We start from the raw sequence: 23,613 nt of genomic DNA, 5'->3' as shown, positions 1-23,613 counted from the left end.
GATTGATTAAAATACGTGTACTTTCTGTCAATAATTGGAAAGTAAGTATACACCGGGCTAACTAGCTTTAGCCTGTTAAATTCTGATGAAATGAAAAGACTGCTCCTTACGGGATTGTTGCTGGCCGGCAGCGTTCCGCTGTACTATAGCGCCTGTGCCCAATCTTATGTACCAGGGTGGAAAGAAAGCAAGATGAAAGTGTTGCCTACAGCCACTATAAAAGCATACCCGTTCCCGATAACGGACGTCACCCTCCTGGACGGCCCCTTTAAAACGGCTATGCAGGCGGATGCGCGATACCTTTTAAAAATAGATCCCGATCGCCTGCTGTCGGCTTTCCGCACCAATGCGGGATTGCCCGCAAAAGGGAAGCAATATGGCGGCTGGGAAACCGGCGGACTGGCAGGCCACACCATGGGTCATTATTTGTCGGCCTGCGCCATGCAATACGCCGCCACCAAAGATACCGCCTATCTTAACCGGGTGGCCTACCTGGTAAGCGAGCTGGCACTGTGCCAGCAAAACCGCCGCAATGGCTATATCGGGGCCTTCCCCAACGATAATAAGCTCTGGTCTGAAGTCGCTGCCGGCGATATCCGCTCCAGGGGCTTCGATCTTAACGGTGGCTGGTCGCCCTGGTACACCGTACACAAAATTATGGCAGGGTTACTGGATGCATGGCTCTACTGTAATAACGCGGAAGCATTGAAGGTAAACAAAGGGATCGCGGACTGGACCGGTGACGTCATCAAAAACCTGTCGGAAGAACAGATGCAGAAAATGCTGATCTGCGAATACGGCGGGATGGCGGAAACACTGGTGAATACCTACGCCCTGAGCGGCGATAAAAAATACCTGGACCTCTCCTATCGCTTTTATGATAAACGTATCCTTGATTCACTGGCTATCGGGAAAGATATATTACCAGGCAAGCACTCCAATACCCAGATCCCTAAAGCCATTGCCAGCATCCGCAGGTATGAGCTGAACAAAGATCCCAAAGATGCCGCCATTGCCAGGTATTTCTGGGAAGTGGTAACCAGGGATCACTCCTATGCCAATGGCGGTAACAGCAACTATGAATACTTCGGACCAGCAAGACAGCTCAATGAATCGCTCACAGACAATACCACCGAAACATGTAACACCTATAACATGCTCAAGCTCACCAGGCACTTGTTTGCATTGGAGCCACAGGCGCGTTTCATGGACTACTACGAAAAAGCATTATACAATCATATCCTGGCATCGCAGCATCACGAAACCGGTATGATGTGCTACTTCATTCCCCTCCGCATGGGCGGCCACAAAGAATACAGCGATGAGTTTGAAACCTTTACCTGCTGCGTAGGCTCCGGAATGGAGAATCATGTGAAATACGGTGAAAGCATTTATTACCGCGGCGCCGATGGCAGCCTGTTTGTGAACTTGTTTATTCCTTCCGTACTTGAATGGAAAGACAAAGGTATTACAGTAAAGCAGGAAAATAACCTCCCGGCAGATAATCGTATAGCCCTCACCGTTAGCACTAAGAAAACAACGTCATTTACCCTTCGCATCCGTAAACCGGCATGGGCGCGACCAGGCATTACACTGAAAGTAAATGGTGCGGAGCAATCCCTGCAAACAGATGAAAGCGGATACTTCGTGGTTACCCGGAGCTGGAAAAACAGCGACCAGGTAACGCTTACCCTGCCAGCCGATGTGTATACAGAGGCGCTTCCCGACAATCCTAACAGGCAGGCATTGTTTTATGGCCCGGTGTTATTATCCGGTATACTCGGCGAGAAAGAACCCGATCCGGTAAGCGGCGTTCCGGTGCTGGTAGCGCCTAACGGGCAACCCAGCACCTGGATCAATCGCAGCAACGACCCCGGCACACTGGTGTTCCGCACTGCCGGCACCGCAAAGCCAATGGACATTACACTTACGCCCTTTTACCAAACCCGTAATGAGTATTACACCGTATACTGGGATGTGTTTACGCCGCAAAGCTGGCAGGAACAGCAGGGGAAATATGCAGCGGCTAAAAAAGCGCAGCAGGAGCTGGATGCGCGTACTACCGACATTCTTCGCCCGGGTGAAATGCAACCGGAACGTGATCATGAATTCACCGGCGAGAAAACCAGCACCGAAGAAGAACATGGACGCAAATGGCGCATTGCCTGGCCCGGAGGATATTTCTCCTTTAATATGAAAGTAGATCCCAACTCCCGTCATTCGCTGCAATGTACTTATTGGGGCATGGATAACCGGGGCCGTACATTTGATATCATCGTAGACGGCACTACTATTGCCACTGAAGATATCAACAAATTCAAGGAGAGCAGGTTCTATCCTATCTCTTATCCCATCCCTGAACATCTTACAAAAGGAAAGCAAAGCGTGAATATCCGTTTCGTACCAAAAGCCAATAACAGCGCAGGCCCACTGTATGGCTGCAGAATGGTGAAAGAATAAAAAAACAGGCGTTAGCGGAGTGGATCCGCTAACGCTGTTTTACTACCGGCCACCCGTTTTCCCATTGCAATAACTCCACTCTCAATGTTGGTTTTCCCCCGTCGCCGGCATCATAACCATGAAAAACGAGATAATCATTTCCATCAAATGCCACTACGGCATTATGCCCAACGCCATGCCAACGGGCATCTCCCGCTAATAGCAGCGAGCCGCCGCCATCGGTCATTCGCCGGTTTTCTTTATCAGTATAAGGTCCCAGTAATTGTGCAGATCTGCCCACCATCATTTTGTAGGTACTCTTTTCACCGCGGCAACAATAATCGAACGAAACAAAAAGATAATAGTAATGCGCTTTCTTATAAATAAAAGGCGCTTCTATTGCAGCATTTCCGAGTAAAGCATCCGCAATCCCTTCATCGCGGTGACGCGCGGCCAACGTGTACCACACCTGTGGCACAGCCGGGCGTGTAGCCGTACTATCCAGTTTAAACATTTTGATGCCACCCCAGAAAGAGCCGAAACTCAGCCATGCCGTACCCAGGCTGTCCGTAATAAAATTGGGATCAATGGCATTCCAGTTATCCCTGCCGGGAACAGATTGTATCACCATGCCTTTATCAATCCATTGAAAACCGGGCGATTGCGGATCCAGTGTTTTGTTAACCGCCACACCAATGGCAGAAGTATTTTTCCCAAACGCGGAAACTGCATAATACAAATAATACCATCCGTTATAGTAACTGATATCCGGCGCCCATGTATGCCCTTTAAAGCCTGGCACAGCAGCCTTTGTCCAGGCAGGTGGCGCAGTAAATACTGGTGGTTGCCGGTTCCAGTTTTTCATATCGGGAGATGAATACACCGTAATCCCGTTTCCCGTACAAAACAAATACCAGGTACTATCCTGGCGGATCATTACCGGATCATGAACAAACTGCGCCTGGCTATGCCATGCGTAAAAAAGTAGTATCCAAATTAATCCCCGTTTCATGATCATTCTTTTTATAACAAAAAAAGGCGGCAGAAAAAACTTTCCTGCCGCCGTATATACTTGCCAGATGGCTATTTATTTATCTTCGCACGGATCACGTAAAAGGACCACGGTGCAATATCCGTACGGATTGTTTTTCCTTTGATGTTTATATCTTTTTCTTCCGGGGAGATGCCGGTGGGACGGTCCAGCGAATTAAGACCCTGAAGATCATTGCTACGAAGCGCAGTTAACTTCCCATTGGCAGCAATGCTTTTTACACCCTGCACTGCTACTGCTACCGGCTTAACAGTAGCGGACGTGTTCACCAGTTTGATGACCAATTCACCCGTGGCGTCATCTACTACCGTGGATGCATATACGCTATCCTGTCCGCTGATTACCTGGTTACCTTTCAGCATGGGTACCACTGCAGTGCCTTTGTTATTGGCATACAGTTTTTGCACATAGTAGTTAGGGGTACCATAGGAACGCAGGTTATCAAACCAGATAAGGTCGGGCGTCCACTGCCATCCATCCACATGTGCCAGCAGCGGCGCATAGGAAGCCATTACCACTACGTCGGTATTGCGTTCCAGTCCGGTCATGAAGGCGGCTTCTGCCAATGCCGACTGCCAGTTGTTTTTATTATCCCCGTTGCCTACTCCTTTACTGTGTGCAGCATATTCACCGGCAAAGATCTTAGGCCCTTTACGGTCGTAGGAATCATAGCGTGCTGCGTTGCTGAGGAACCATTCGGGAGAGCTGTAATAGTGCTCGTCGAGGATATCTGCATTCAGTTTACGCAGCGTGTCGTTGAGGAAAGTAAATCTATCACCGTCAGGGCCCGGGCCAAGACTGTTTATCAGCTTGATATCCGGATACTTGCTTTTAATGGCTTTTGCAAAAATAGTGTAACGTTCTACGTATTGCGGTCCCCACTGCTCATTGCCTACGCCCATCATTTTCAGGTTAAACGGCGCCGGGTGGCCCATTTTTGCGCGCAGCGCGCCCCATTTGGAAGTTACGTCGCCATTGGCAAATTCAATCAGGTCCAGTGCGTCCTGGATGTAAGGGTCCAGTTCATTCACGGCTACCACTTCTCCGCTGTTAAACTGACAGGCCATGCCGCAGTTGAGGATCGGTAAAGGCGACGCGCCTATGTCTTCCGACAACTGAAAATATTCAAAGAAGCCAAGTCCGAACGACTGGAAGTAATCCGGTGTGGCGCGATGTGGAAATTCGTTGTTCCAGCGGTTGATGATCAGTTCACGGTCATTCACATCGCCTACTGTTTTCTTCCACTGGTAGCGGTTTACCAGCTCGCGTCCTTCCACGATGCAGCCGCCGGGGAACCGGAGAAAGCCGGGATGCAGGTCGGCCAGCAATTGTACGAGATCGGTACGAAGCCCGTTGCTCCGCTCCTTCCAGGTATGTTGCGGGAACAGGGAGATCATGTCAACATCTATCACCCCATTGCCGCTGAAAGTTACTTTCAGTTTGCCTTTGGACGCGGTGGCAGCAGCGGTGAAACTGGCTTTATATTGCTGCCAGCTGCTGCCGGCAGGTGATACAGTGGTGCTGCCTATTTCTTTACCCGCATCATCGAGTAAGGTAACGGTGAGCTTTACCGCAGCGCCTTCCTGTTGCCGGGCATACAAAGAGAAATTGTACTGTTCGCCACTCTTAATACCCATGCCGCGGAAACCTTCATTCACTATTTCAAAACTACGTATAGCCGGCATTGTTATCCTGGCAAAGCGTGGATTGGATGGGTGGTCTTCCTGCCGGTTGACGACCACTATCTGCCCACTAGCTACCGCGTTCCTTGGGACGCTCCAGCCCATAAGCGGCGTGCTGAACTCAAAGGACCGGTTCTTTACCAGCTCCGCATAAATACCGCCATCAGCGCTGAGGTTAATGTCCTCAAAGAAGATACCCCACATATTGGGCGATACCGGCGTTTTTATTTCGCCGGCCTTTACAGTAAAATTCAACGGTTGCTGGGCTGCCAACGGCGTGGTATAAACGCCCATGAGCAGTGATAATGCCGTAATAATACGTTGTGGTTTCATATAATTATTCCAGTTTTTTCTTGCCCCGGATTGTTCAAACCCGGTGAGCACTAATAATTTATCCACTTTACCTTTTCGTTTATACCCCGTCGTTATGTTGCAGCATGTGCGGATCGGGAACAAAGTTCAGGAAGGCGTGGAAATTGGCGTTATACTTTTTCCGGTCGATCCTGTAATAAAAGGCGCCCTTCTTGGAGCTTAGCTTGTCTTTGTCCGCGAGCTTTACCAGCAGTTTGGTAGAAAGGATCTTGCGGCTGAAATTACCTTTATCGAAAGAGATGTTATAAACAGATTCGTATAGGTGTTGTAGTTGCGGGATGGTGAATTTAGCCGGCAGCAGTTCAAGCAGCAGCGGGTGCAATGCAGCCTTATAACGCAGCTTCTCCTTTGCCAGGTCTACCATCGCTTTATGATCGAAGATGAGGTCCGGATGGTGGTTAATAGGAAACCATACCGCGTGAAAATCCTCATTCAGCTGCTGTTTGTATTTCTGAATATCGATCAGTGCGGTGTAAGCCACCGATACAGTGCGTTCTACCGTATCACGGGAAGGGGAACTGAAGGTATGGAGCTGCTCCATATAAATGCCATCCAGTCCGCTGAGATTTTTTAACACCCTGCTGGCGGCATCTTCAGCGCTTTCGTGCTCCTGTATAAAACCGCCTACCAGGCTCCATTGCCCTTTACAGGGCTCAAAACCCCTTTGTATCAGCAGCAGTTTCATTTCCTGGCCATCGAAGCCAAAAATGATACAATCAACGGCGAATAATAACCGGGTCTGCTGCGAATATCTTTTCATAACAATAAATTAGGCGGTAAAAGTACAACGCGGATTTTGTCTTTCTCGCTGATTACGCTGATTATAATGATTTTCTTGATTTTTATTTTTTCTATAGTTCCGGTAAAACCTATCTAAAAATCGTGTAAAATCAAAAAGAATAAAATCAAAAAAATCATTATAATCAGCGTAATCAGCGAGAAAGACAACCTTCGCTTACCAGAAGCGGATGTACAGCGCGGATAATAACAACAATGTTATTACGATCAGCACAGTGGTTGCCGGGGTAATTTTGAACATAGCCTTATCAAGTACAAAGGCTTTCGGATTTACTTTTGGTCCTGCGAAGCTGATAACGATCATCACGATCATGGTAAACATAAAGGCCAGTCCCATACAGATGAGGAAAGGAATTTCGTAACCGCCTTTACCATTTGGATAGGCTGTATAGAAAATTGTTTCATGTCCAAGTACGGCAGGTGCAAACTGGTTAAAGAACACACACAGCGTAAACCCGGTGATAATCCCTGCTACAGCAGCGGCGCCGGTAGTGCGTTTCCAGAACATACCCAACAGGAACATGGCAAATACGCCCGGACTGATAAAGCCGGTATATTTCTGGATAAAGGTAAATCCGCCCTCACCGCCAATACCCAGCAAATCGTTCCAGGTAAAGAGGATGCCCAGCAACATGGCAGCTACTACGGTGATGCGACCAGTCCATACCAGTTTTGCTTCAGAGGCATCCTTCTTAATATATTTACGGTATATATCCAGGGTAAAAATAGTAGAGATACTATTGGCCTTACCCGCCAGGGAAGCTACAATAGCAGCAGTTAATGCCGCTATGGATAAGCCTTTCAACCCGGAAGGTAAAAAGCCGAGGATCGCTGCGTAAGCGCCATCTTTACTGGCCAGGCCAGGGAGGTGTCCGTTTTTCTGCAGCACATATGCCGCAATACCCGGCAACATGACGATGATGGGCATCATGATCTTCAGTAAGCCCGCGAAGAGGATACCGTTACGGGCAGTTTGCAGATTGGCTCCCAGTGCGCGTTGCGTGATATACTGGTTGCAACCCCAGTAGTTGAGGTTCACGATCCACTGACCGGCGGCATACATCAGGATCCCCGGAAGCACCAGGTATTTGTTGATATAGTCCTGCGAAGAGTTGGCATCCGGTTTTGCCAGGATCATATGAAAGTGATCCGGCGCATCCTTCATGAGGGCATTGAAGCCAGCCAGGGCATTGTGTCCCAGGCCAAACTTTTCACTCACCAACGTGAGGGCCATATAAGTGGTGGCCAGTCCGCCGATAATCAATACCGCCACCTGGATCACATCTGTATAACCGATTACCTTCATACCGCCGAGTGTAATAATGATGGCAAATATGGAGAGCGCAATCATCACCACATGCAGGTATTCGCCTCCCAGCAGGCCATTGATGGCCAGTGCGCCGAGGTATAAAATGGAGGTGAGGTTAACGAACACATAGAGAAATAACCAGAAGATAGCCATGATCAACGCTACCGTTTCATTATACCGCGTTTTCAGGAACTGCGGCATGGTATAAATTTTATTCTTCAGGTAGATGGGAATAAACCAGACGGCAATGATGATAAGGGCTATTGCAGCCACCCATTCATAGGCTGCTACTGCAATACCTACAAAATAACCATCACCGCTCATGCCGATAAACTGCTCTGCAGAAATATTTGATGCAATCAGGGATGCCCCGATTGCCCACCAGGTAAGGGTTCCTTCAGCGAGGAAGAAGTCTTTTGTATTCGTTTCGGTTTTCTTTTTTCGTTTGTATATCCAGTAACCGTATACGGAAACAATAATGAAATAAGTAATGAAGACGAGTATATCGCCGGTGGAAAGGATGTTTTGCATAACGGGCAGTTTATTAGCTTTTGCTTTAAGAAGTTGGCAAGTTATAAAGCAGCCGGCGGTGGTGCTTAAGCGCCTCCCGCCGGCAGGTGGAATTATTTATAGGATACATCGTTCCAGCGCAGTTCATTCTTGAACTCACGCAGGTCGGTGTTCTTCCCTATCAGTGCCAGTTCAATACCCGCCATTTCTGCAAAGTCCTGCATATGTACGGAGGTGAGGTTTTGGCTGTAACAGGTATGATGCGCGCCACCAGCCAGTATCCAGGCGGTGCAGCCTTTTTTCATATCGGGATAAGGTTTCCATAACACGCGGGCTACCGGCAGCTTTGGCAGATCCTTCGGCGGTTCCACTGCTTCTACCTCATTTACGAGCAGGCGGAAACGGTTGCCCATGTCCACCAGTGAAGCGTTGATCGCTGGTCCTGCCGCGGAATTGAATACCAGTCTTACCGGGTCTGCCTTCCCTCCTATGCCCAGCGGATGCTTCTCACAGGATGGTTTTCCGCTGGCGATGGATTCGCAGATCTCCAGCATATGGGAACCGAGCACCATTGGATTAGACGGGTCAAAATGATAGGTATAATCTTCCATGAAAGAGTTACCACCTTTTAAACCGCTGCCCATTACTTTCATGGCCCGCACCAATGCGGCTGTTTTCCAGTCGCCTTCACCGGCAAAACCGTAACCGGCTTTCATCAGGCGTTGCACTGCAATGCCCGGCAGTTGTATCATACCATGCAGGTCTTCAAAGGTATCGGAGAACCCTTTGAAGTTCCCGTCTTCCAGGAATGCTTTTAATCCGAGTTCTATGCGGGCCGCATCTTTCAGCGCAGGGTCCTGCAGCAGTGCGGAAGATATCGTATATGCATCTCCGTATTCCTTTACCAGGGAGGCCACTGCTCCATCGGAAATGCCATTGATCACACTTACGAGATCACCAATGCCATGCGTGTTGCAGGAGAAGCCCAGTTTGGATTCTGCTTCTACTTTATCGCCATCGGTTACCGCCACGAAGCGCATGTTGTCGCCGAAACGAACAAACCGTGCTCCCTGCCAGTCGTGCCAACCGGCGGCTACCCTTGCCCAGGCGCCCAGTTCCTCCAGTACTTCCGGATCCTGCCAGTGGCCGGTGATCACCTTGCGGCTCATCCGCATGCGGCTCATCATAAATCCGAACTCCCGGTCGCCATGAGCGCTCTGGTTCAGGTTCATGAAGTCCATATCTATTTCACTCCAGGGGATATCGCGGTTGAATTGAGTATGCAGGTGGCAGATAGGTTTGGATAATGCTTTCAGGCCACGGATCCACATTTTAGCCGGGGAGAAAGTATGCATCCAGGTGATTACCCCGATACAGTTAGGAGCAGCATTGGCTTCCATACATACGGCGTAAATTTCGTCCGGTGTTTTTACAGTGGGTTTGTAAACCACCGTAACGGGTATGCGTGTATCCTTGTGCAGGGAGGCGGCAATTTCCTGGCTGTGTGCGGCTACCTGTTTCAATGTTTCTTCTCCGTACAGGTGCTGACTGCCGGTTACAAACCAGATTTCGAAATTCTTCAGATTAATCATGTTGCTTGGTTTATTGCCCGTAATAGGAATTGGGGCCGTGTTTACGTTCAAAATGTTTCCGGATCAGCGCATCTTTCAGTCGTGGTGCATTCCCGTTAATCGACTCCGTGAGATACGCCATTTGTGCCACTGATTCCAGTACGGCGCTGTTGTAAACTGCTTTGGCGGGAGTTTTGCCCCAGGTGAAGGGCGCATGGTTTCCTACCAGGATCATTTCAATATCTTCGTAGCTAAGTCCTCGTTCCGTCAATGCATTCATGATCTGGAAGCCGGTCTGGTATTCATAGTCACCGGCAATCATTTCATCAGACATCGGCGGGGCGCAGGGAATATCCACGGTGTTATGGTCGGCGTGCGTAGTGCCATAAATGGGAATATCGCGCAGACTCTGCGCCCATGCGGTAGCATAAGTGGAGTGCGTATGCACGATACCTCCAATGTGTTCCCAGTGCTTATATAATACCGCGTGGGTGAGGGTATCAGAAGAAGGCCGCAATTGCCCGTCTACTGTTTTACCATCGAAGTCCACTATCACCATTTTTTCGGGAGATAGTTCCGGGTAGGGAACACCACTGGGTTTGATGGCAAACACGCCCAGCTGCCGGTCTGCTGCACTTACATTCCCAAAGGTGAAGAGGACCAGTCCCAATGCGGGCAGTTGCATATTGGCTTCGTATGCTGCCTGCCGGATATGTTGATACTGTTGCATACAAAATTAGTCAATGGTGATGGCGGCAGTAAATGCGCCTAATGCTTTATACTTCTGGTACCTGTTTTCGTATATGCCAGCGCGTTGGCTATCCGGGTGATAGGTAACTTCAAATCCCTGTCCCATTGCTTCCATCGCATCTTCCACCCTGTTGAACAATCCTGCTGCGGTGGCGGCAAACATGGCGGCGCCGAGGGCGCAGGTTTGTTCGGAGCGGTGAATACGGATCGGCATATTCATTACATCGGCCATCATCTGCATGATGAAAGCCGACTTTTTGGCTACGCCGCCAATTCCTATCAATCCTTTTACAGGAACGCCTTCCCTTTCAAATCTTTCTACAATGGCTTTGGCGCCAAAGCAGGTAGATTCCGCCACGGTGCGGAAAATGCGAGGCGCGTCTGTAGCGAGGTTCAGACCGGTGAGGGTACCTTTGAGCGACTGATCCGCGTCTGGTGTACGGCGGCCGTTAAGCCAGTCGATACCCAGTTCACTGTGTTCTTCCGGCGGGATCTGTGCTGCCTGTTTTGCCAGTTCAACGATCATCCTGGCGGAAGTTTCCTGCGCCAGTTTAGCGGCAGTTTCTGCATCAATCAGGGAAGACGACGGCAGGAGGTGCTGTAACGGCCATGCCAGTACGTTACTGAACCAGGCGTACGCATCACCAAAGGCCGATTGCCCTGCTTCCATGCCCATCATACCGGGGATTACAGAACCCGGTACCTGTCCGCAGATACCTTTTACCAGTGTATGTTTCATTTCGTCCATAGGCGCCACCAGCATATCGCAGGTGGAGGTGCCCATTACCTTGCTGAGGTGGTAGGGCTCTATTTGTCCGCCTACCGCACCCATGTGCGCATCAAACGCACCGATGCCTATTACTACGCTGGTAGGAAGCCCCAGCCGCTCTGCCCATTCGGGGCAAAGATGACCTGCGGCTTCGCCGGAGGTGTATGTTTTTGTAAAGAGCCGTTGTGTGAATCCCTGTAATAACGGGTCAATGGCGGAGAAGAATGCATCCGGCGGAAGGCCGCCGAATTCTGCTGCAAACAGCGCTTTGTGCCCTGCGCTGCAAACGCCGCGTTTCAGCTGGCTGACATGTTTTCCTCCGGAAAGCAGGAATGGTATCCAGTCGCAATGTTCCACCCAGGAGTAAGTGGCGTTTCTAACGGCTTCGTCTGCACGAAGAATATGCAGCAGTTTTGCCCAAAACCATTCCGATGAATAAATGCCGCCCACAAAGCGGAGGTAATTTTCTTCAAATGTAGCGGCAGTGGCGTTGATCGCCGCTGCTTCCTTCAGGGCGGTATGATCCTTCCATAACACAAACATGGCGTTTGGGTTATCCTGGAAGGCTGGTGTAAGCGCCAGTGGCGTACCGGTTTCGTCAACCGCTACCGGTGTGGAACCAGTGGTATCTACCGAAATAGCTTTAATATTGGCGGCAGCTCCGGGGCCGGCCTGTTGCAGGCATTGCCGGATGGTAGTTTCCAGTCCTTCCACATAATCCAACGGGTGCTGGCGGAACCGGCTCTGGGCTGCATTGCAGTACAGGCCGTCTTTCCAGCGCGGGTAATAAAATACTGCCGAGGCGATTTCATTCCCGTTATGCACATCTACGATGATAGAACGTACCGAATCAGTACCGTAGTCTACCCCTATTACCCAGGATGAATTCATATTGAACGTTATATTGACACTTATAAAAAAAGGTAAAAAATTACGAATGACGGCGGGTAGAAATGATACCGGCTGGATTCCAGTTCAGCCAATATCCCACCGCGCCGTTATCCGTTACTTTAACTCCAACACTACTACTGAGAAAGGAGGCAGCTTTACGCTGACAGTATTATTTTTCAGTGAGGCGCCTTTAAAGTCTACCGGTTTAATATTATCCGGCTTTGTAAAACTGTTATAGTCCTGCAATTTGGCGGAGGCCAGCAGTCTGCCACTGATAGATTTATAAGCCTGGCTGCGGGTATCCAGCGTTACTTCCTGCGTTTTATGGGCATCAATGTTTACGAGGGAAATGTGCGTGACGCCGTTTTTATCTTTGGAAGCAGAAGCAGACACTGCAGGCAGTTTCTCGTTATTGAACGTATAGTCGTTGGAGTGAATATCCACCGGGATTAAAGTAGCATCCTGGTGTATGTTATACATCTCCATTACATAGTAAGTGGGTGTAAGTACCATCTTGTCGCCTTTGGTAAGGATAACGGATTGCAGTACATTGATAGCCTGCGCGAGGTTGGCCATGCGCACGCGGTCGGAGTGGTTATTAAAGATGTTCAGGGTGGCGCCGGCAATCATGGCATCGCGCATGGTGTTCTGCTGGAAGAGGAAGCCAGGATTCGTTCCCCCTTCTACGTTATACCATCCGCCCCATTCGTCTACCAGCAGCGCTATCTTTTTCTTCGGATCATATTTATCCATGATCGCGGTATGTTTGCTGATCAGCGTATCCATCAGCAGGGCTGATTTCATGGTAGCGAAATACTGTTTCTCTGTGAAATCAACCGCATCTCCTTTATTGTTCCAATCCACGGAAGAGTAATGATGGAGGGCAACACCATCGAGTAAACCCGCGGGGATGTTTTTCATGAGCACTTCTGTCCAGTTGTAATCGCCATCACTGGCGCCGGATGCAATACGGAAGAGAGGCGCGTTTTTCCAGTCGCTTTGCATGAAGGTGGCAAACTTGCGGTAAAGGTCGGCGTAGTATTCCGGCCGCATATTACCACCGCAACCCCAGGCTTCATTGCCTACTCCCCAGTAACGTACCTTCCAGGGCTCTTTACGGCCGTTTTGCTGACGAAGGTCAGACATGGGACTTTTACCTGCGAAGTTGGTATACTGCACCCAGTCGGAGAGCTCCTGCGCAGTGCCGCTGCCCACGTTGCCGGACAGGTAAGGTTCTGCACCCAGCTCCTCACACATGTTGAGGAAGTCGTGCGTACCAAAACTGTTATCTTCCGTTACGTTTCCCCACCAGGTATTTACGATAGTGGGCCGTTTATCTTTCGGACCTATCCCGTCTTTCCAATGGTAGGTATCTGCGAAGCAGCCACCCGGCCAGCGTAGATTGGGAATTTTCATTTTACGCAATGCGGCAATCACATCTTTACGTACCCCGTTGGTATTGGGGATGTGGGAACTGTCTCCCACATAAAACCCGCCGTAGATACAATTTCCCAGATGCTCTGCGAAATGACCATAGATATTGCGGTTGATAGTTTGAGTTGGCGCATCCGGACGAAAGGTAACTGTATTTTGTGCCTGCGTTGCTTGCGTGGAAAGCAAAAGGCCCAGGATACCAGTACGGATATAACGATATTGTTTTTTCATAACGAGGTTTTAAAAATCAGGACCGGCAGCACTGTTTTGCTGCGACAATTCAAAAGAACAAAATAATTGTCACATTTACAATTAAAACAGTAAAAAAAACATTTTAAAGGCAGCAGGAGGCCATTCTATGGCTTATTTCCAGTAAATATTTTTTTCAGGAAAGATAGAAATCATCAGGATAGTGCGGATTTACCACGGGCATGGCAGCGAAATGGGTGTTTTTTGCCGGCTGTCATATTCGGGCTATTAATTTACCGCAGCAGCTTTTCAATTCACAGCGGAATTTCGATATTTGCGTAAAATACTGTACAAACCATTCTTATGCCATTCACCAACCTGGAACAGTTGTCCCTTTGTTTGTTATTATTTGCGGGCTGTGTGCCAGCTCCATCTCCCGAAAAAAAGGTAACGGCAGATACTGTTGCCCTGCCAACAGAACAACATATGATAATGCCGGCAGATTCCCTGCCGGTGGACATTGAGGAAGACAGTACGGTTGTACCCGCCGGCGCGGTGACACGTACACCTGCAGCCACCAATACGGTAACCAGGAGAATTTAGCCGGAAGAATTACCTTTGTTTAATTTTTTTATTATGAGGCATTTTATACTGGCGAGTACCTCCACGTTGTTTGGGGAAAACTACCTGGCTTATCTGCAACCTGCCATCAAAGCGTTGTATGCAGGCGTAGCGGAAATTGTTTTTGTTCCGTTTGCCCGTCCGGGTGGCATTTCCCACGACGATTACACCAGCAGGGCGGCGGCGGCCTTTGAAGAACCCGGTATACGCGTGCGCGGGCTCCACACCTTTGAGGATCCCGCTGCAGCCATCAAAAATGCGAAGGGTTTCTTTACGGGGGGCGGCAACACCTTCCTGCTGGTGAAGCAATTAAATGAGCTGGGACTGATGCAGGTACTCCGCGATGCAGTGAACAACGGCGCTCCTTACCTGGGATGCAGCGCCGGCAGCAACATCGGGGGCGTAACCATGCAAAACACCAACGACATGCCCATTGTGTACCCACCCAGTTTTGAAACAATGGGACTGATCCCTTTCAACCTTAACCCGCACTACCTGGACCCACTGCCCGGCTCCCAGCATATGGGCGAAACCCGGGAAACACGCATCAAAGAATACCATACCCAAAATACCACGCCGGTACTGGGGCTGAGGGAAGGCAGCTGGATCTACGCCCATGGCGATACTTTAACCCTTAAAGGCACGCTGAGCGCCAGGATCTTTGAAGCTGGCAAAGATCCTTATGAACTGCCCGCAGGCAGCTCTCTCGTCCACCTGAAATAAAAATCAGGATGACCCCTTAAAAGAACAACCATTCTTTTATCTTTGCCTCATGCGTGCAAAAGACGAAAATAAAGAGTGGATCATCCGGGAAAGAGCCATAGAAATGATTGTTCATGAAGGCTTTGATGGCCTGAGCATGCATAAACTTGCCAGGGCAGCCAGGATTTCGGTATCTACCATCTATATCTATTTCCGCAACCGCGAGGACCTGCTGAACCAGTTATATACAGCAGTAGTGGCCACTTTTGTACAGCATAGCATGAGGGGATTTGACCCCGACATGAACTTTGAATCGGGTTTATGGCTGCAATGGAAAAACAGGTATGAATTTGTACTACGCAACCCGCTGCATTACCATTTCTCAGAACAGTTCCGGAACTCCCCGCTGATCAAAAGACAGGATGACGCACCGGAAATTGTTTTCAAAAACGCCATGCGGCGGTTTGTAGCTAATGCGACAGAGAAAGGCGAAATAGTGGACCTCCCGCCGGAAGTGTTCTGGGCCATTGCCTACGGCCCATTCTATACCCTTGTTAAATTCCATCTCGATAACTCCACGATGTCCGGCGTTCCCTTTTTCCTGAGTGATGAACTGCTGCAGCTAACCTTTCAGCGGACCATGAGGGCACTGCGGGTGTAAGGAAATTATAAGCTCAAGCCACCATCGCAACGTATCACCGTTCCCGTTATATTACCATTACGCATCAGGAAAAGAATCGTATCCGCTACCTCTCCGGGTTCTCCTACCCTGCCAACGGGCAGCTGTGACGCATACTGCTGAAAGGTATCCGCTTTGGTATCTGCCGGCAGGAAGTCCCACCAGGCGGTATTTACCACGCCTGGTGAAACAGCGTTTATGCGTAAGGGTTGTATTTCTTTCGCTATAGAAGGAATCATCAGCTCCAGGGCGCCATTGATAGCCGCCAGTCCGGATACGCCCGGCGCCTTGCTGACTGCCGAAATAGCGGTGATCAATGTAATGCTCCCGCCTTTATTCACATAAGGCAACGCCGCCTGCAGGGTATTCAGCTGCGGCCAGAATTTGCCTTCGAAGCCATCCCGCAGGTCTTGCAGCGACAGCTCTGCAAACGCACCTGCACCTTTGGCCCCACTCAGCGCAATTACCAGGTGATCAAAATTTCCTTGTGTCCGGAAAAACTCATCCAGCTCATCCCGGTTGTTGCTGTCCAGCGCCACGGCCTGGATACCGGGGTTCTCTTCTGCCGCCGCTGCAAGCTTGGCTGCTGAACGGCCCGTAACTGTTACATTCGCTTTTTCTTTGACCAGCATTGCAGCAGTAGCTAAACCTATTCCAGAAGAGCCACCGGCAATAATTACTTTTTTACTTTCAAATGTACCTGACATATTGTTGCTGTTTTATACCCACAAAGTTGAGATATAAAACACTGGTCCTTGTTACCGGAATCATGCATCGTATTAACCGGATCATGCATTTTTACGGAATGCCAGCGGCGTTTGCCCGGTCTGCTCCCGGAAGAAGCGGTTAAATCCCGCGGGATCACTGAAATTAAGCTGGTAAGAGATTTCCGCCACCGAGGTATCGGTATACCGCAATACCGCCTTTGCTTCCTGTACCAGCATATCTGCAATAGCATCTGAGGCCGTACGGCCCGTTACATCTTTTACGGTACGGTTAAGATGATTAGGCGTTACGCCCAGCAAAGCGGCATAATCTGCTACCCTTTTTTTTGAAAGAAAATGCTGGCTGACCAGTTTCTTAAACCGGGGCACCAGGTAAGTAGTTCGTGTATCCGTAGCCGTTAAATGGAGCTGCTGTGCTACATAACTTCTTTTTACTTCCAGCAGTAATAAATAAAGATACATACGGATTGCTTTCCCGCATCCCGGCCGGTGATGCTGCAGCTCTTCATTGATCTTAGCACAAAAATCCGCTACGGCTGTGATCTCCGTTTCCGCTAATTGTATAAAGGGCACGCCTGCATAATCGAAGAACGGAAACTCCTCCGAAACCTTATCTGCCGGGATAATTTCCTGCAGAAAATCTGCATTAAACAAAATATAATAGCCGAAAGTATCTGCGCTGATATTGCTTTTACTAAACACCTGTCCCGGAAAAGTAAAGCTCAAAGTACCGGGGCGGTGTTTAAATTGTTCCAGTCCCAGCTGTACATCCACGCTGCCCCTGAGCGTAATACTGATCCGGTAGAAATCTGATTTTAAAGGTCCAACCGCCGGCCGCAATCCTTCACTGGAATAGATTTCCAGGCCGGTAATCTTTTTCTCCGGCGCCAGGTTACTATAGCCAAAGCTGGAAGTATCTGCCTCCTGCCGGTGAAGGTGACGGAAATCGTTTAATACGTATTGCGGTATTTCCGGTTTGTTGAGCTTGGTTTTCATTGCCATTTGCCTATATTCGTTCTTTAAAAGTAGATAAATATTACCAATGGAGTTAACCACCCTTTATCGCCCTGTAGGACCAGATGAACTTGTTTTGATTGAGCAATCCGGCTGGAAACGGTTCCCACCCAGGCGACCGGATCAACCTATTTTTTACCCGGTCATGAATGAAGCGTATGCCATCCAGATATCAGTGGAATGGAATGTTCCGGCATATGGATCCGGCTTCGTTACCAAATTTTCTTTGAGCAGCGATTTCCTGAAAAGATATAACGTTGAAAATGTAGGCGGGGAAATACATAACGAGTTATGGGTACCGGCGGAAGAGTTGGAGGAGTTTAATGATAATATTGTGGGAACGATTGAGGTGACGCAGCGGTATTATAAGGACACACAATGAAAGTCAACGTTTACCTCGCCCCATTTGTGAAACCGCAAATATTTTTTGAAAAAGAAAACTTCATCCCCTCAACTCTCCAACTTTTTTGTCATCGCTTTAATAAATCCGGCCTTATCCTTTTTCACTGCTTTCAACTGCGCTTTCCTGTCTTCCGGTATAGCATAATACTTTTCCGCCCATAGATTTATTTCAATCATTACGGGCAGCAAATCAATTCCTTTACGGGTTAACCTGTACAACCCTTTGACTTTACTATCCGGGTGCGCCAATTTTTCAATGATCTTATTTTCCTCCAGCGCCACCAGCCTGGCGGCTAAAATATTAGTCGCAATCCCTTCTGCCGATTTTAAAAAGTCGCCGTAAGAGCACTCTTTTGCAATCAATAAATCCCTGACAATCAACAGCGACCACTTATCCCCCCATACATCCAGGGAACAACTCACCGGGCAATCCGACCTTTTTTTTGCTTTAGCCATAAAAATATTTTAAAAAACACTTGCATTTTGCAAGTAAATACTACCTTTACACTTGCAAAATGCAAGTAAAGGTACAAAACAACCTAAAATGAAACAAACAATTTTAGCGACAGGGCTTAATCCCGCAAGCTTCACGAAAATGGTATACACTAAAAAATTAAGCTCATGATCATAGCAGGAAAGACGGTATTGATAACCGGCGGCGCGTCTGGCGATCGGCCTGGAAGCAGCCAGGCAATTCCTGGCCAATGGCGCAAAGGTCATTATTACCGGCAGAAACCAGGAGAAACTGGACATTGCCCAAAAAACACATCCGGCGCTGATTACCATCAACAGCGACGTGGCCAATGCTGGTGACGCAGCTGCGCTATTCAGCCGGATAAAAGATCTTGGCGGTATAGATATACTGTACAATAATGCAGGTGTTGGCGTGCCGCCATTAAACCTGGGGCTTACCAATGATCAGCACTGGGAAGGAGCAGCCTACGAAATGAATGTGAACTACGTGGGAGTAATCCGGTTGAACAATCTGTTCATGGATATGTTGAAGTCAAGAAAGGAAGCAGCCATTATCAACACCACCTCCATACTTAGTTATGTACCATCATTGATCGAAGCTACTTACTCCGCTTCTAAAACGGCTTTGGCTTTTTACACCCGGTCGCTCAGGGAACATCTGCGCATTTTAAACAGCCGGGTGAAGATATTTGAACTGCTGCCACCACTGGTAGCAACAGAAATGACTGCGGCCCGGAACGATAAGAAAATGACCACAGAAGAACTGGTAAAAGGACTGATAGCCGGACTCAAAAAGAACCAATATACTATCCGCGCGGGTGACACAAAATTGATCTATATACTCAACCGGCTTTTCCCGAAAATAGCTTTTGGCTTAATTAATTCTAAAAAGACGTATCGGTCTCTAACAGCATAGCACAAACTTCGCACATGAAAGCATTTATTATAAATCGCTACGGCAGGAAAGAAAATTTGCAGCTGCGTGAAATCGCGGAGCCGATCATAAAGGAACATGAAGTATTGGTGCAGGTACATGCTGCCAGTGTAAACTTATTGGATTCAAAAATCAAGAATGGTGAGTTCAAACTCATTCTCCCCTACAAAATGCCCCTTACTTTGGGACACGATGTAGCAGGTGTGATCACAAAAACCGGCGCTAAAGTGAGCCGCTTCAAGGTAGGCGATGAAGTGTACGCCCGACCGGCAGATCATCATATTGGTACTTTCGCGGAGCTGATTGCCATCAATGAAGCCGATGTAGCGCTCAAACCCCAAAAACTAACCATGGAAGAAGCGGCATCTGTCCCCCTGGTGGCGCTAACAGCCTGGCAGGCACTTGTTGAGAAAGCCGGCTTGAAAAAAGGACAAAAAGTTTTCATCCAGGCGGGCTCCGGTGGCGTAGGCACCATTGCCATTCAATTGGCCAAACACCTCGGCGCTACTGTAGCCACTACAACCGGCACCTCAAATGTTGAATGGGTAAAAGCGCTTGGCGCAGACGTGGTGATTGATTATAAAAAGGAAGATTTTGAAAGCATCCTGCATGATTATGATGTAGTGTTGAACAGCCAAGATGCTAAAACACTCGAAAAATCTCTCCAGGTGCTAAAGCCAGGCGGAAAGCTCATCTCCATATCCGGCCCCCCGGACCCTGCTTTTGCAAAAGAATTCCGATTGGGCTGGCCGCTGAAAATAGTGATGGGACTGCTCAGCTTTGGCGTACGCGGCAAAGCCAAACGCCGGCATGTCAATTATTCATTTCTTTTTATGCGGGCGGAAGGTAACCAGTTAGGCAAGATCGCTGCACTTATTGACGCAGGTGTTATTAGCCCTGTTATCGACAAGGTATTTCCATTTGAGAAAACAGCAGAAGCCCTGGCCTATGTTGAAAGCGGGCGCGCAAAAGGCAAGGTTGTCATCAAGGTTAAATAAAATTACACTTATAATGTTAGCGGCAATCGGGTTGCTATCCTCATGAATTTATCCAGTTCGTCCCGACCATTGTTTTTGTAACCGGCTACTGTTATATTTGAGCGAATGTTAGCCAATGCAAAAGGTAACAACATCCCTGATGTACATTGGAATACCAGCTTCTAACCCATGTAAATGATTCAATTATGATAACCGCCCAAATGTTACGCGATCTTGAACAGGATCCGGCAGTGAAAAAAAATTACGCAGCAGCAGGCAGCTGGGGACAGCATAAAATAGTATTCCTTCCCGTGGTGGTGCTGATTTTTAGTGCATTTGCGCTTTATTTTTTCTACGACCTTTCTAAAACCGATAACAGTTATTCCACCTATACAATGGTTTGTGGCGCGCTGGTATTACTTTCCATCGTAGCCATTGCCCTCATACAAAAAAGCGCAAAGCAACAGGTGATAAATAATATTGCTTCCGTACCGGTGTGCGTAGCAAAGAAAGTATATGGCAACGATTCCAACGGCATTTACTATTGCATTTATACTACGGGCAACAAACGCCATGACCTTGCATTTATTGATGCAATTGCCCATAAAATATTTAATATCGATCAGGAACCGGAGGCGGCATCATATAAGCGGGAAATAGACCGCCTGTTCAGCGTGCAATTTGCAAATACCAATTCCGCAGCGGTACCGCTGCCAACCGGCTTTACGGAAGGGGAACAGGTATATCAGAAACAGTTTGCCACGGCTTCTATTGCGGCGGTAACAACGGCGAATGACGGCAAATTTGCCGTGCTGGCTTTTAACGGAACAAGTGTGCCGGTATTGAAAGAAGCGCTTTAATTGAAAAAAATTGCCTGAAAACAAAGAGGGCGTCTCAATAATTGAGACGCCCTCTTTAAATTACTTATATCCCTATCTCGCTATATCAATCTTCACTTTCTTATTCTTGATCTTCTCATTTTTAATCATCTCCAGCGTATTCTGCACTTTCGATTTCACCACTGCTACAAAGGAGAAGAAGTCTTTCACTTCAATTAAACCGATATCTTCTTTCTTCAAATGCGCCTGTTTAGACAGGAATCCCACGATATCCACTTTATTCACTTTATGTTTTTTGCCTGCGGCAATAAAAATAGTCGTCCATTTCGGTTTGTCCGGGATGGTGGAGGTAGCGGGCAGTTCAATGTCTTCTACCACTTCATCCGCGAGGTAAGGCATCCGTTTTTCATCGGGTGACAGGATGAGGATAGCGGTACCACTGGCTTCCATTCTGGCAGTACGGCCGTTGCGGTGCGTCCAGCTGTCTTCCGTATGTGGCAGATGGAAATGCACGATATAACGGATATTCGGAATATCAAGACCGCGGGCTGCGAGATCGGTGGTTACCAACACATTTACAGACCCATTGCGGAACTTGCAGAGGGCGGCATCCCGCTCCTGCTGCTCCATAGCGCCATGATAGAAGGTATTGATAATACTTTTTTCAGACAGCATTTTACTGGTGCGCTCCACCGCTTCGCGGTGATTGCAGAACACAATGGTAGAGCGGTTGCCCAGGTAGCAGATAAGACGGAAAAGGGTTTCTACCTTGTCATTTTCCGGCGACAGCACTTCCTTGATCGTTAAACGGGCAGCAGGCGTGCCTTCTTCCGGGAGGAAATCCAGCTTTTCCGGTTTGTCCAACGCCAGGAAATCAGGGATGTCCACTGATTCTGTAGCGGAGGTCAGTATCCGTTTTTTGATATTGGGAAGCGATTCAATAATGAAAGACACTTCCTCCTGGAATCCCAGTTCCAGGGTTTTATCAAATTCGTCGAGTACCAGCGTTTCAATAGCTGCCGTAGTGATATTTTCCCTGCGGATGTGGTCTCCCAGGCGGCCGGGGGTACCGACTATCACTGCTGGTGGCTGTATCAGGTTGTTCTCTTCTGTTTCCCTCAGGTGTCCGCCATAGCAGGCGGTGATCTTATAACCGGTGCCCATCAGCTTGAACACTTTCTCTATCTGTAAGGCCAGCTCACGGGACGGCACCACGATCAGGGCCTGGGTGTTTTTATTGGCAGGATCGAGATTTTCCAGGATGGGCAGCAGGAATGCCAGCGTTTTACCGGAACCGGTAGCCGATAACAGGATAACATCATTGTGATGCTTGTTTGCGTCCACTGATGCCTGCTGCATTTCATTGAGTGAATCGATCTTTAAATTGGTAAGAATATTACCTAATGAGTATTTTTCTTTTTGCATTGCCGCAAAAGTACGAAGATTAACGGGTTTTACCTGCACAAATGCATCGGATCGCCCGCCGGATAGCTGAATGCATTGCGTACTACCCACCTGGCTTTGTAGATCTTCCAGCCTTTATGGATAAACAGCCGCTTCCCTTTGGCGTCGAGCAACTCATCCGTCCACCACGATTCCTTTGGCCGGATCACAATGGTGGGAAGGCCCTTCCCGGCGGAAGAAACGCTTTTAATATTGTCCTGCAACACATCGGCCTTCGTCAGCTTTTGTGTAATAACATCAAATTTATATACGTTGGTGGTATTCGTCAGCCATAGATTATTTTCACCATATACCGGAAAGAGATCATGTGCCTCTGTTCCCGGCAGGGAAAAAACGGTATCCTGCACCAAATCCGGCGCGTTGCAGTTGAAGTTATACCTGAATGAATGCATATGAGCCCTGGCGGCCGACCACAATCTTTGCTGGCCGGCATCCCACACCACATTATGCCCGAAATCAATGGGTATCCTTTTCGTATATACGTTATCGGGGAAATGAACGGTATCTGTTTTAAACACCATCAGGTAGTTGCCGGTACTGGAAGCGCTCACAATATTGCCATCGGGCAACAACTCGGCAGAATGGGTATTACCGCCTGCATAGGCATAAAAAACCGTTTTCTTATCCGCCACCCTGATCAGCGCCACACCGCCACCAGAGGCATTCATTAACACATATTCATTGTTGTACACCATTTTGGCGTCGCTGGGATTGCTGAACCATTTTACATGCGCCGGCCGCACATTGGAGTTTTCCGGCTTCCATTCCCAGATCACCTCACCGGAAGGCATTGCTGCGATTATAATCCGGTGCTGCGACTGCTCCGCTATCACCATACATTGATTACAGGCCGCTACTGTAACAGCGGTATCGGGATGATTCCCCGCCAGGGCAACACCGCTTTTACAGGAAGTGACAACGGCCAGCAAACAAATTATAGCGGCCAGAAAGGATTCTCTTTTTTTCATTGTTAGTAAGATATATCGCCACATTTGGCTATGGCGCCACATAATTACA

21 protein-coding genes are annotated in these 23,613 nt (G+C 48.5%); 8 read left to right on the top strand and 13 right to left on the bottom strand.

Annotation, left to right across the window (positions count from 1 at the left end):
- The first annotated feature begins 90 nt into the window (after window positions 1-90).
- Window positions 91-2,460 (top strand): beta-L-arabinofuranosidase domain-containing protein, encoded by a 2,370-nt coding sequence (locus tag QFZ51_RS13800; RefSeq protein WP_429046561.1) that lies wholly within the window; start codon window positions 91-93, stop codon window positions 2,458-2,460.
- Window positions 2,461-2,488: 28 nt separating this feature from the next.
- Here QFZ51_RS13800 and QFZ51_RS13795 read toward each other — a convergent pair whose 3' ends face one another.
- The 8 genes from QFZ51_RS13795 to QFZ51_RS13760 form a co-directional block, all read right to left on the bottom strand.
- Window positions 2,489-3,451 (bottom strand): family 43 glycosylhydrolase, encoded by a 963-nt coding sequence (locus QFZ51_RS13795; RefSeq protein ID WP_429046560.1) that lies wholly within the window; start codon window positions 3,449-3,451, stop codon window positions 2,489-2,491.
- 71 nt (window positions 3,452-3,522) lie between these two features.
- The gene (locus QFZ51_RS13790; RefSeq protein WP_429046559.1) at window positions 3,523-5,571 is read right to left on the bottom strand and encodes an alpha-L-arabinofuranosidase C-terminal domain-containing protein; all 2,049 of its coding nucleotides are present in this window, start codon (window positions 5,569-5,571) and stop codon (window positions 3,523-3,525) included.
- A 13-nt stretch (window positions 5,572-5,584) separates the two neighbouring features.
- Complete coding sequence (locus QFZ51_RS13785; RefSeq protein WP_370911878.1) at window positions 5,585-6,304, bottom strand: NUDIX hydrolase; 720 nt, start codon at window positions 6,302-6,304, stop codon at window positions 5,585-5,587.
- Window positions 6,305-6,499: 195 nt separating this feature from the next.
- A complete protein-coding gene (locus tag QFZ51_RS13780; RefSeq protein ID WP_429046558.1) occupies window positions 6,500-8,182 on the bottom strand; it encodes a sodium:solute symporter family transporter in 1,683 nt (560 codons plus the stop codon).
- A 92-nt stretch (window positions 8,183-8,274) separates the two neighbouring features.
- The gene (gene araA, locus QFZ51_RS13775) at window positions 8,275-9,753 is read right to left on the bottom strand and encodes an L-arabinose isomerase (RefSeq protein ID WP_429046557.1); all 1,479 of its coding nucleotides are present in this window, start codon (window positions 9,751-9,753) and stop codon (window positions 8,275-8,277) included.
- A 10-nt stretch (window positions 9,754-9,763) separates the two neighbouring features.
- Complete coding sequence (locus QFZ51_RS13770; protein ID WP_429046556.1) at window positions 9,764-10,462, bottom strand: L-ribulose-5-phosphate 4-epimerase; 699 nt, start codon at window positions 10,460-10,462, stop codon at window positions 9,764-9,766.
- 6 nt (window positions 10,463-10,468) lie between these two features.
- Complete coding sequence (locus QFZ51_RS13765) at window positions 10,469-12,142, bottom strand: ribulokinase (RefSeq protein WP_429046555.1); 1,674 nt, start codon at window positions 12,140-12,142, stop codon at window positions 10,469-10,471.
- Window positions 12,143-12,256: 114 nt separating this feature from the next.
- Window positions 12,257-13,807, bottom strand: a complete 1,551-nt coding sequence (locus QFZ51_RS13760; protein ID WP_429046554.1) for an alpha-N-arabinofuranosidase — start codon at window positions 13,805-13,807, stop codon at window positions 12,257-12,259.
- A gap of 321 nt (window positions 13,808-14,128) precedes the next feature.
- On the opposite strand from QFZ51_RS13760, the gene QFZ51_RS13755 reads away from it, so the two are divergent.
- Genes QFZ51_RS13755 through QFZ51_RS13745 form a run of 3 tightly spaced genes read left to right on the top strand, consistent with a single transcriptional unit; the run spans window position 14,129 to window position 15,749 of the window.
- Window positions 14,129-14,368 carry a hypothetical protein gene (locus QFZ51_RS13755; protein WP_429046553.1) on the top strand — a complete coding sequence of 80 codons (240 nt, stop codon included), beginning with the start codon at window positions 14,129-14,131 and terminating at the stop codon, window positions 14,366-14,368.
- A gap of 33 nt (window positions 14,369-14,401) precedes the next feature.
- Entirely contained in the window at window positions 14,402-15,109 is a 708-nt protein-coding gene (pepE, locus tag QFZ51_RS13750) for a dipeptidase PepE (protein WP_429046552.1), read from the top strand.
- A 49-nt stretch (window positions 15,110-15,158) separates the two neighbouring features.
- Window positions 15,159-15,749: a TetR/AcrR family transcriptional regulator gene (locus QFZ51_RS13745; protein WP_370911870.1), complete on the top strand. Its 591-nt coding sequence runs from the start codon at window positions 15,159-15,161 to the stop codon at window positions 15,747-15,749.
- A 5-nt stretch (window positions 15,750-15,754) separates the two neighbouring features.
- Here QFZ51_RS13745 and QFZ51_RS13740 read toward each other — a convergent pair whose 3' ends face one another.
- Together QFZ51_RS13740 and QFZ51_RS13735 are read right to left on the bottom strand one after the other, a co-directional pair.
- A complete protein-coding gene (locus tag QFZ51_RS13740) occupies window positions 15,755-16,474 on the bottom strand; it encodes an SDR family oxidoreductase (RefSeq protein ID WP_429046551.1) in 720 nt (239 codons plus the stop codon).
- A gap of 81 nt (window positions 16,475-16,555) precedes the next feature.
- Window positions 16,556-17,494: a helix-turn-helix domain-containing protein gene (locus tag QFZ51_RS13735; RefSeq protein ID WP_429046550.1), complete on the bottom strand. Its 939-nt coding sequence runs from the start codon at window positions 17,492-17,494 to the stop codon at window positions 16,556-16,558.
- A gap of 40 nt (window positions 17,495-17,534) precedes the next feature.
- On the opposite strand from QFZ51_RS13735, the gene QFZ51_RS13730 reads away from it, so the two are divergent.
- The gene (locus QFZ51_RS13730; RefSeq protein WP_429046549.1) at window positions 17,535-17,888 is read left to right on the top strand and encodes an ADP-ribosylation/crystallin J1; all 354 of its coding nucleotides are present in this window, start codon (window positions 17,535-17,537) and stop codon (window positions 17,886-17,888) included.
- 68 nt (window positions 17,889-17,956) lie between these two features.
- Here QFZ51_RS13730 and QFZ51_RS13725 read toward each other — a convergent pair whose 3' ends face one another.
- Window positions 17,957-18,364 (bottom strand): winged helix-turn-helix transcriptional regulator, encoded by a 408-nt coding sequence (locus QFZ51_RS13725; RefSeq protein WP_429046548.1) that lies wholly within the window; start codon window positions 18,362-18,364, stop codon window positions 17,957-17,959.
- A gap of 208 nt (window positions 18,365-18,572) precedes the next feature.
- Between QFZ51_RS13725 and QFZ51_RS13720 the strand changes: the two genes are divergently transcribed.
- The 3 genes from QFZ51_RS13720 (at window position 18,573) to QFZ51_RS13710 (ending at window position 21,153) form a co-directional block, all read left to right on the top strand.
- Window positions 18,573-19,298, top strand: coding sequence for an SDR family oxidoreductase (locus tag QFZ51_RS13720; protein ID WP_429051585.1), 726 nt, complete (start codon window positions 18,573-18,575; stop codon window positions 19,296-19,298).
- A 14-nt stretch (window positions 19,299-19,312) separates the two neighbouring features.
- On the top strand, window positions 19,313-20,314 hold the full coding sequence (locus QFZ51_RS13715) for an NADP-dependent oxidoreductase (protein WP_429046547.1): 1,002 nt from the start codon (window positions 19,313-19,315) through the stop codon (window positions 20,312-20,314).
- Window positions 20,315-20,499: 185 nt separating this feature from the next.
- On the top strand, window positions 20,500-21,153 hold the full coding sequence (locus QFZ51_RS13710; RefSeq protein WP_429046546.1) for a hypothetical protein: 654 nt from the start codon (window positions 20,500-20,502) through the stop codon (window positions 21,151-21,153).
- 72 nt (window positions 21,154-21,225) lie between these two features.
- On the opposite strand, the gene QFZ51_RS13705 is transcribed toward QFZ51_RS13710, so the two are convergent.
- Window positions 21,226-22,557 carry a DEAD/DEAH box helicase gene (locus QFZ51_RS13705; protein WP_429046545.1) on the bottom strand — a complete coding sequence of 444 codons (1,332 nt, stop codon included), beginning with the start codon at window positions 22,555-22,557 and terminating at the stop codon, window positions 21,226-21,228.
- 29 nt (window positions 22,558-22,586) lie between these two features.
- Entirely contained in the window at window positions 22,587-23,564 is a 978-nt protein-coding gene (locus QFZ51_RS13700; RefSeq protein ID WP_429046544.1) for a DUF6528 family protein, read from the bottom strand.
- Between the last annotated feature and the right edge of the window lie 49 nt (window positions 23,565-23,613).

It is taken from the genome of Chitinophaga sp. W3I9 (genome assembly GCF_050434025.1).
Lineage (GTDB): Bacteria > Bacteroidota > Bacteroidia > Chitinophagales > Chitinophagaceae > Chitinophaga.
Note: the sequence above shows the minus strand (reverse complement) of the source record. Positions and strands in the feature narration are given on the sequence as shown.

Excerpts from the sequence above, each read along its gene's own strand:
- QFZ51_RS13800 (WP_429046561.1), top strand. The coding sequence starts at position 91 with ATGAAAAGACTGCTCCTTACGGGATTGTTGCTGGCCGGCAGCGTTCCG.
- QFZ51_RS13795 (WP_429046560.1), bottom strand. The coding sequence starts at position 3,451 with ATGAAACGGGGATTAATTTGGATACTACTTTTTTACGCATGGCATAGC.
- QFZ51_RS13785 (WP_370911878.1), bottom strand. The coding sequence starts at position 6,304 with ATGAAAAGATATTCGCAGCAGACCCGGTTATTATTCGCCGTTGATTGT.
- QFZ51_RS13780 (WP_429046558.1), bottom strand. The coding sequence starts at position 8,182 with ATGCAAAACATCCTTTCCACCGGCGATATACTCGTCTTCATTACTTAT.
- araA (WP_429046557.1), bottom strand. The coding sequence starts at position 9,753 with ATGATTAATCTGAAGAATTTCGAAATCTGGTTTGTAACCGGCAGTCAG.
- QFZ51_RS13770 (WP_429046556.1), bottom strand. The coding sequence starts at position 10,462 with ATGCAACAGTATCAACATATCCGGCAGGCAGCATACGAAGCCAATATG.
- QFZ51_RS13765 (WP_429046555.1), bottom strand. The coding sequence starts at position 12,142 with ATGAATTCATCCTGGGTAATAGGGGTAGACTACGGTACTGATTCGGTA.
- QFZ51_RS13760 (WP_429046554.1), bottom strand. The coding sequence starts at position 13,807 with ATGAAAAAACAATATCGTTATATCCGTACTGGTATCCTGGGCCTTTTG.
- QFZ51_RS13755 (WP_429046553.1), top strand. The coding sequence starts at position 14,129 with ATGCCATTCACCAACCTGGAACAGTTGTCCCTTTGTTTGTTATTATTT.
- pepE (WP_429046552.1), top strand. The coding sequence starts at position 14,402 with ATGAGGCATTTTATACTGGCGAGTACCTCCACGTTGTTTGGGGAAAAC.
- QFZ51_RS13745 (WP_370911870.1), top strand. The coding sequence starts at position 15,159 with ATGCGTGCAAAAGACGAAAATAAAGAGTGGATCATCCGGGAAAGAGCC.
- QFZ51_RS13740 (WP_429046551.1), bottom strand. The coding sequence starts at position 16,474 with ATGTCAGGTACATTTGAAAGTAAAAAAGTAATTATTGCCGGTGGCTCT.
- QFZ51_RS13735 (WP_429046550.1), bottom strand. The coding sequence starts at position 17,494 with ATGGCAATGAAAACCAAGCTCAACAAACCGGAAATACCGCAATACGTA.
- QFZ51_RS13730 (WP_429046549.1), top strand. The coding sequence starts at position 17,535 with ATGGAGTTAACCACCCTTTATCGCCCTGTAGGACCAGATGAACTTGTT.
- QFZ51_RS13725 (WP_429046548.1), bottom strand. The coding sequence starts at position 18,364 with ATGGCTAAAGCAAAAAAAAGGTCGGATTGCCCGGTGAGTTGTTCCCTG.
- QFZ51_RS13715 (WP_429046547.1), top strand. The coding sequence starts at position 19,313 with ATGAAAGCATTTATTATAAATCGCTACGGCAGGAAAGAAAATTTGCAG.
- QFZ51_RS13710 (WP_429046546.1), top strand. The coding sequence starts at position 20,500 with ATGATAACCGCCCAAATGTTACGCGATCTTGAACAGGATCCGGCAGTG.
- QFZ51_RS13705 (WP_429046545.1), bottom strand. The coding sequence starts at position 22,557 with ATGCAAAAAGAAAAATACTCATTAGGTAATATTCTTACCAATTTAAAG.
- QFZ51_RS13700 (WP_429046544.1), bottom strand. The coding sequence starts at position 23,564 with ATGAAAAAAAGAGAATCCTTTCTGGCCGCTATAATTTGTTTGCTGGCC.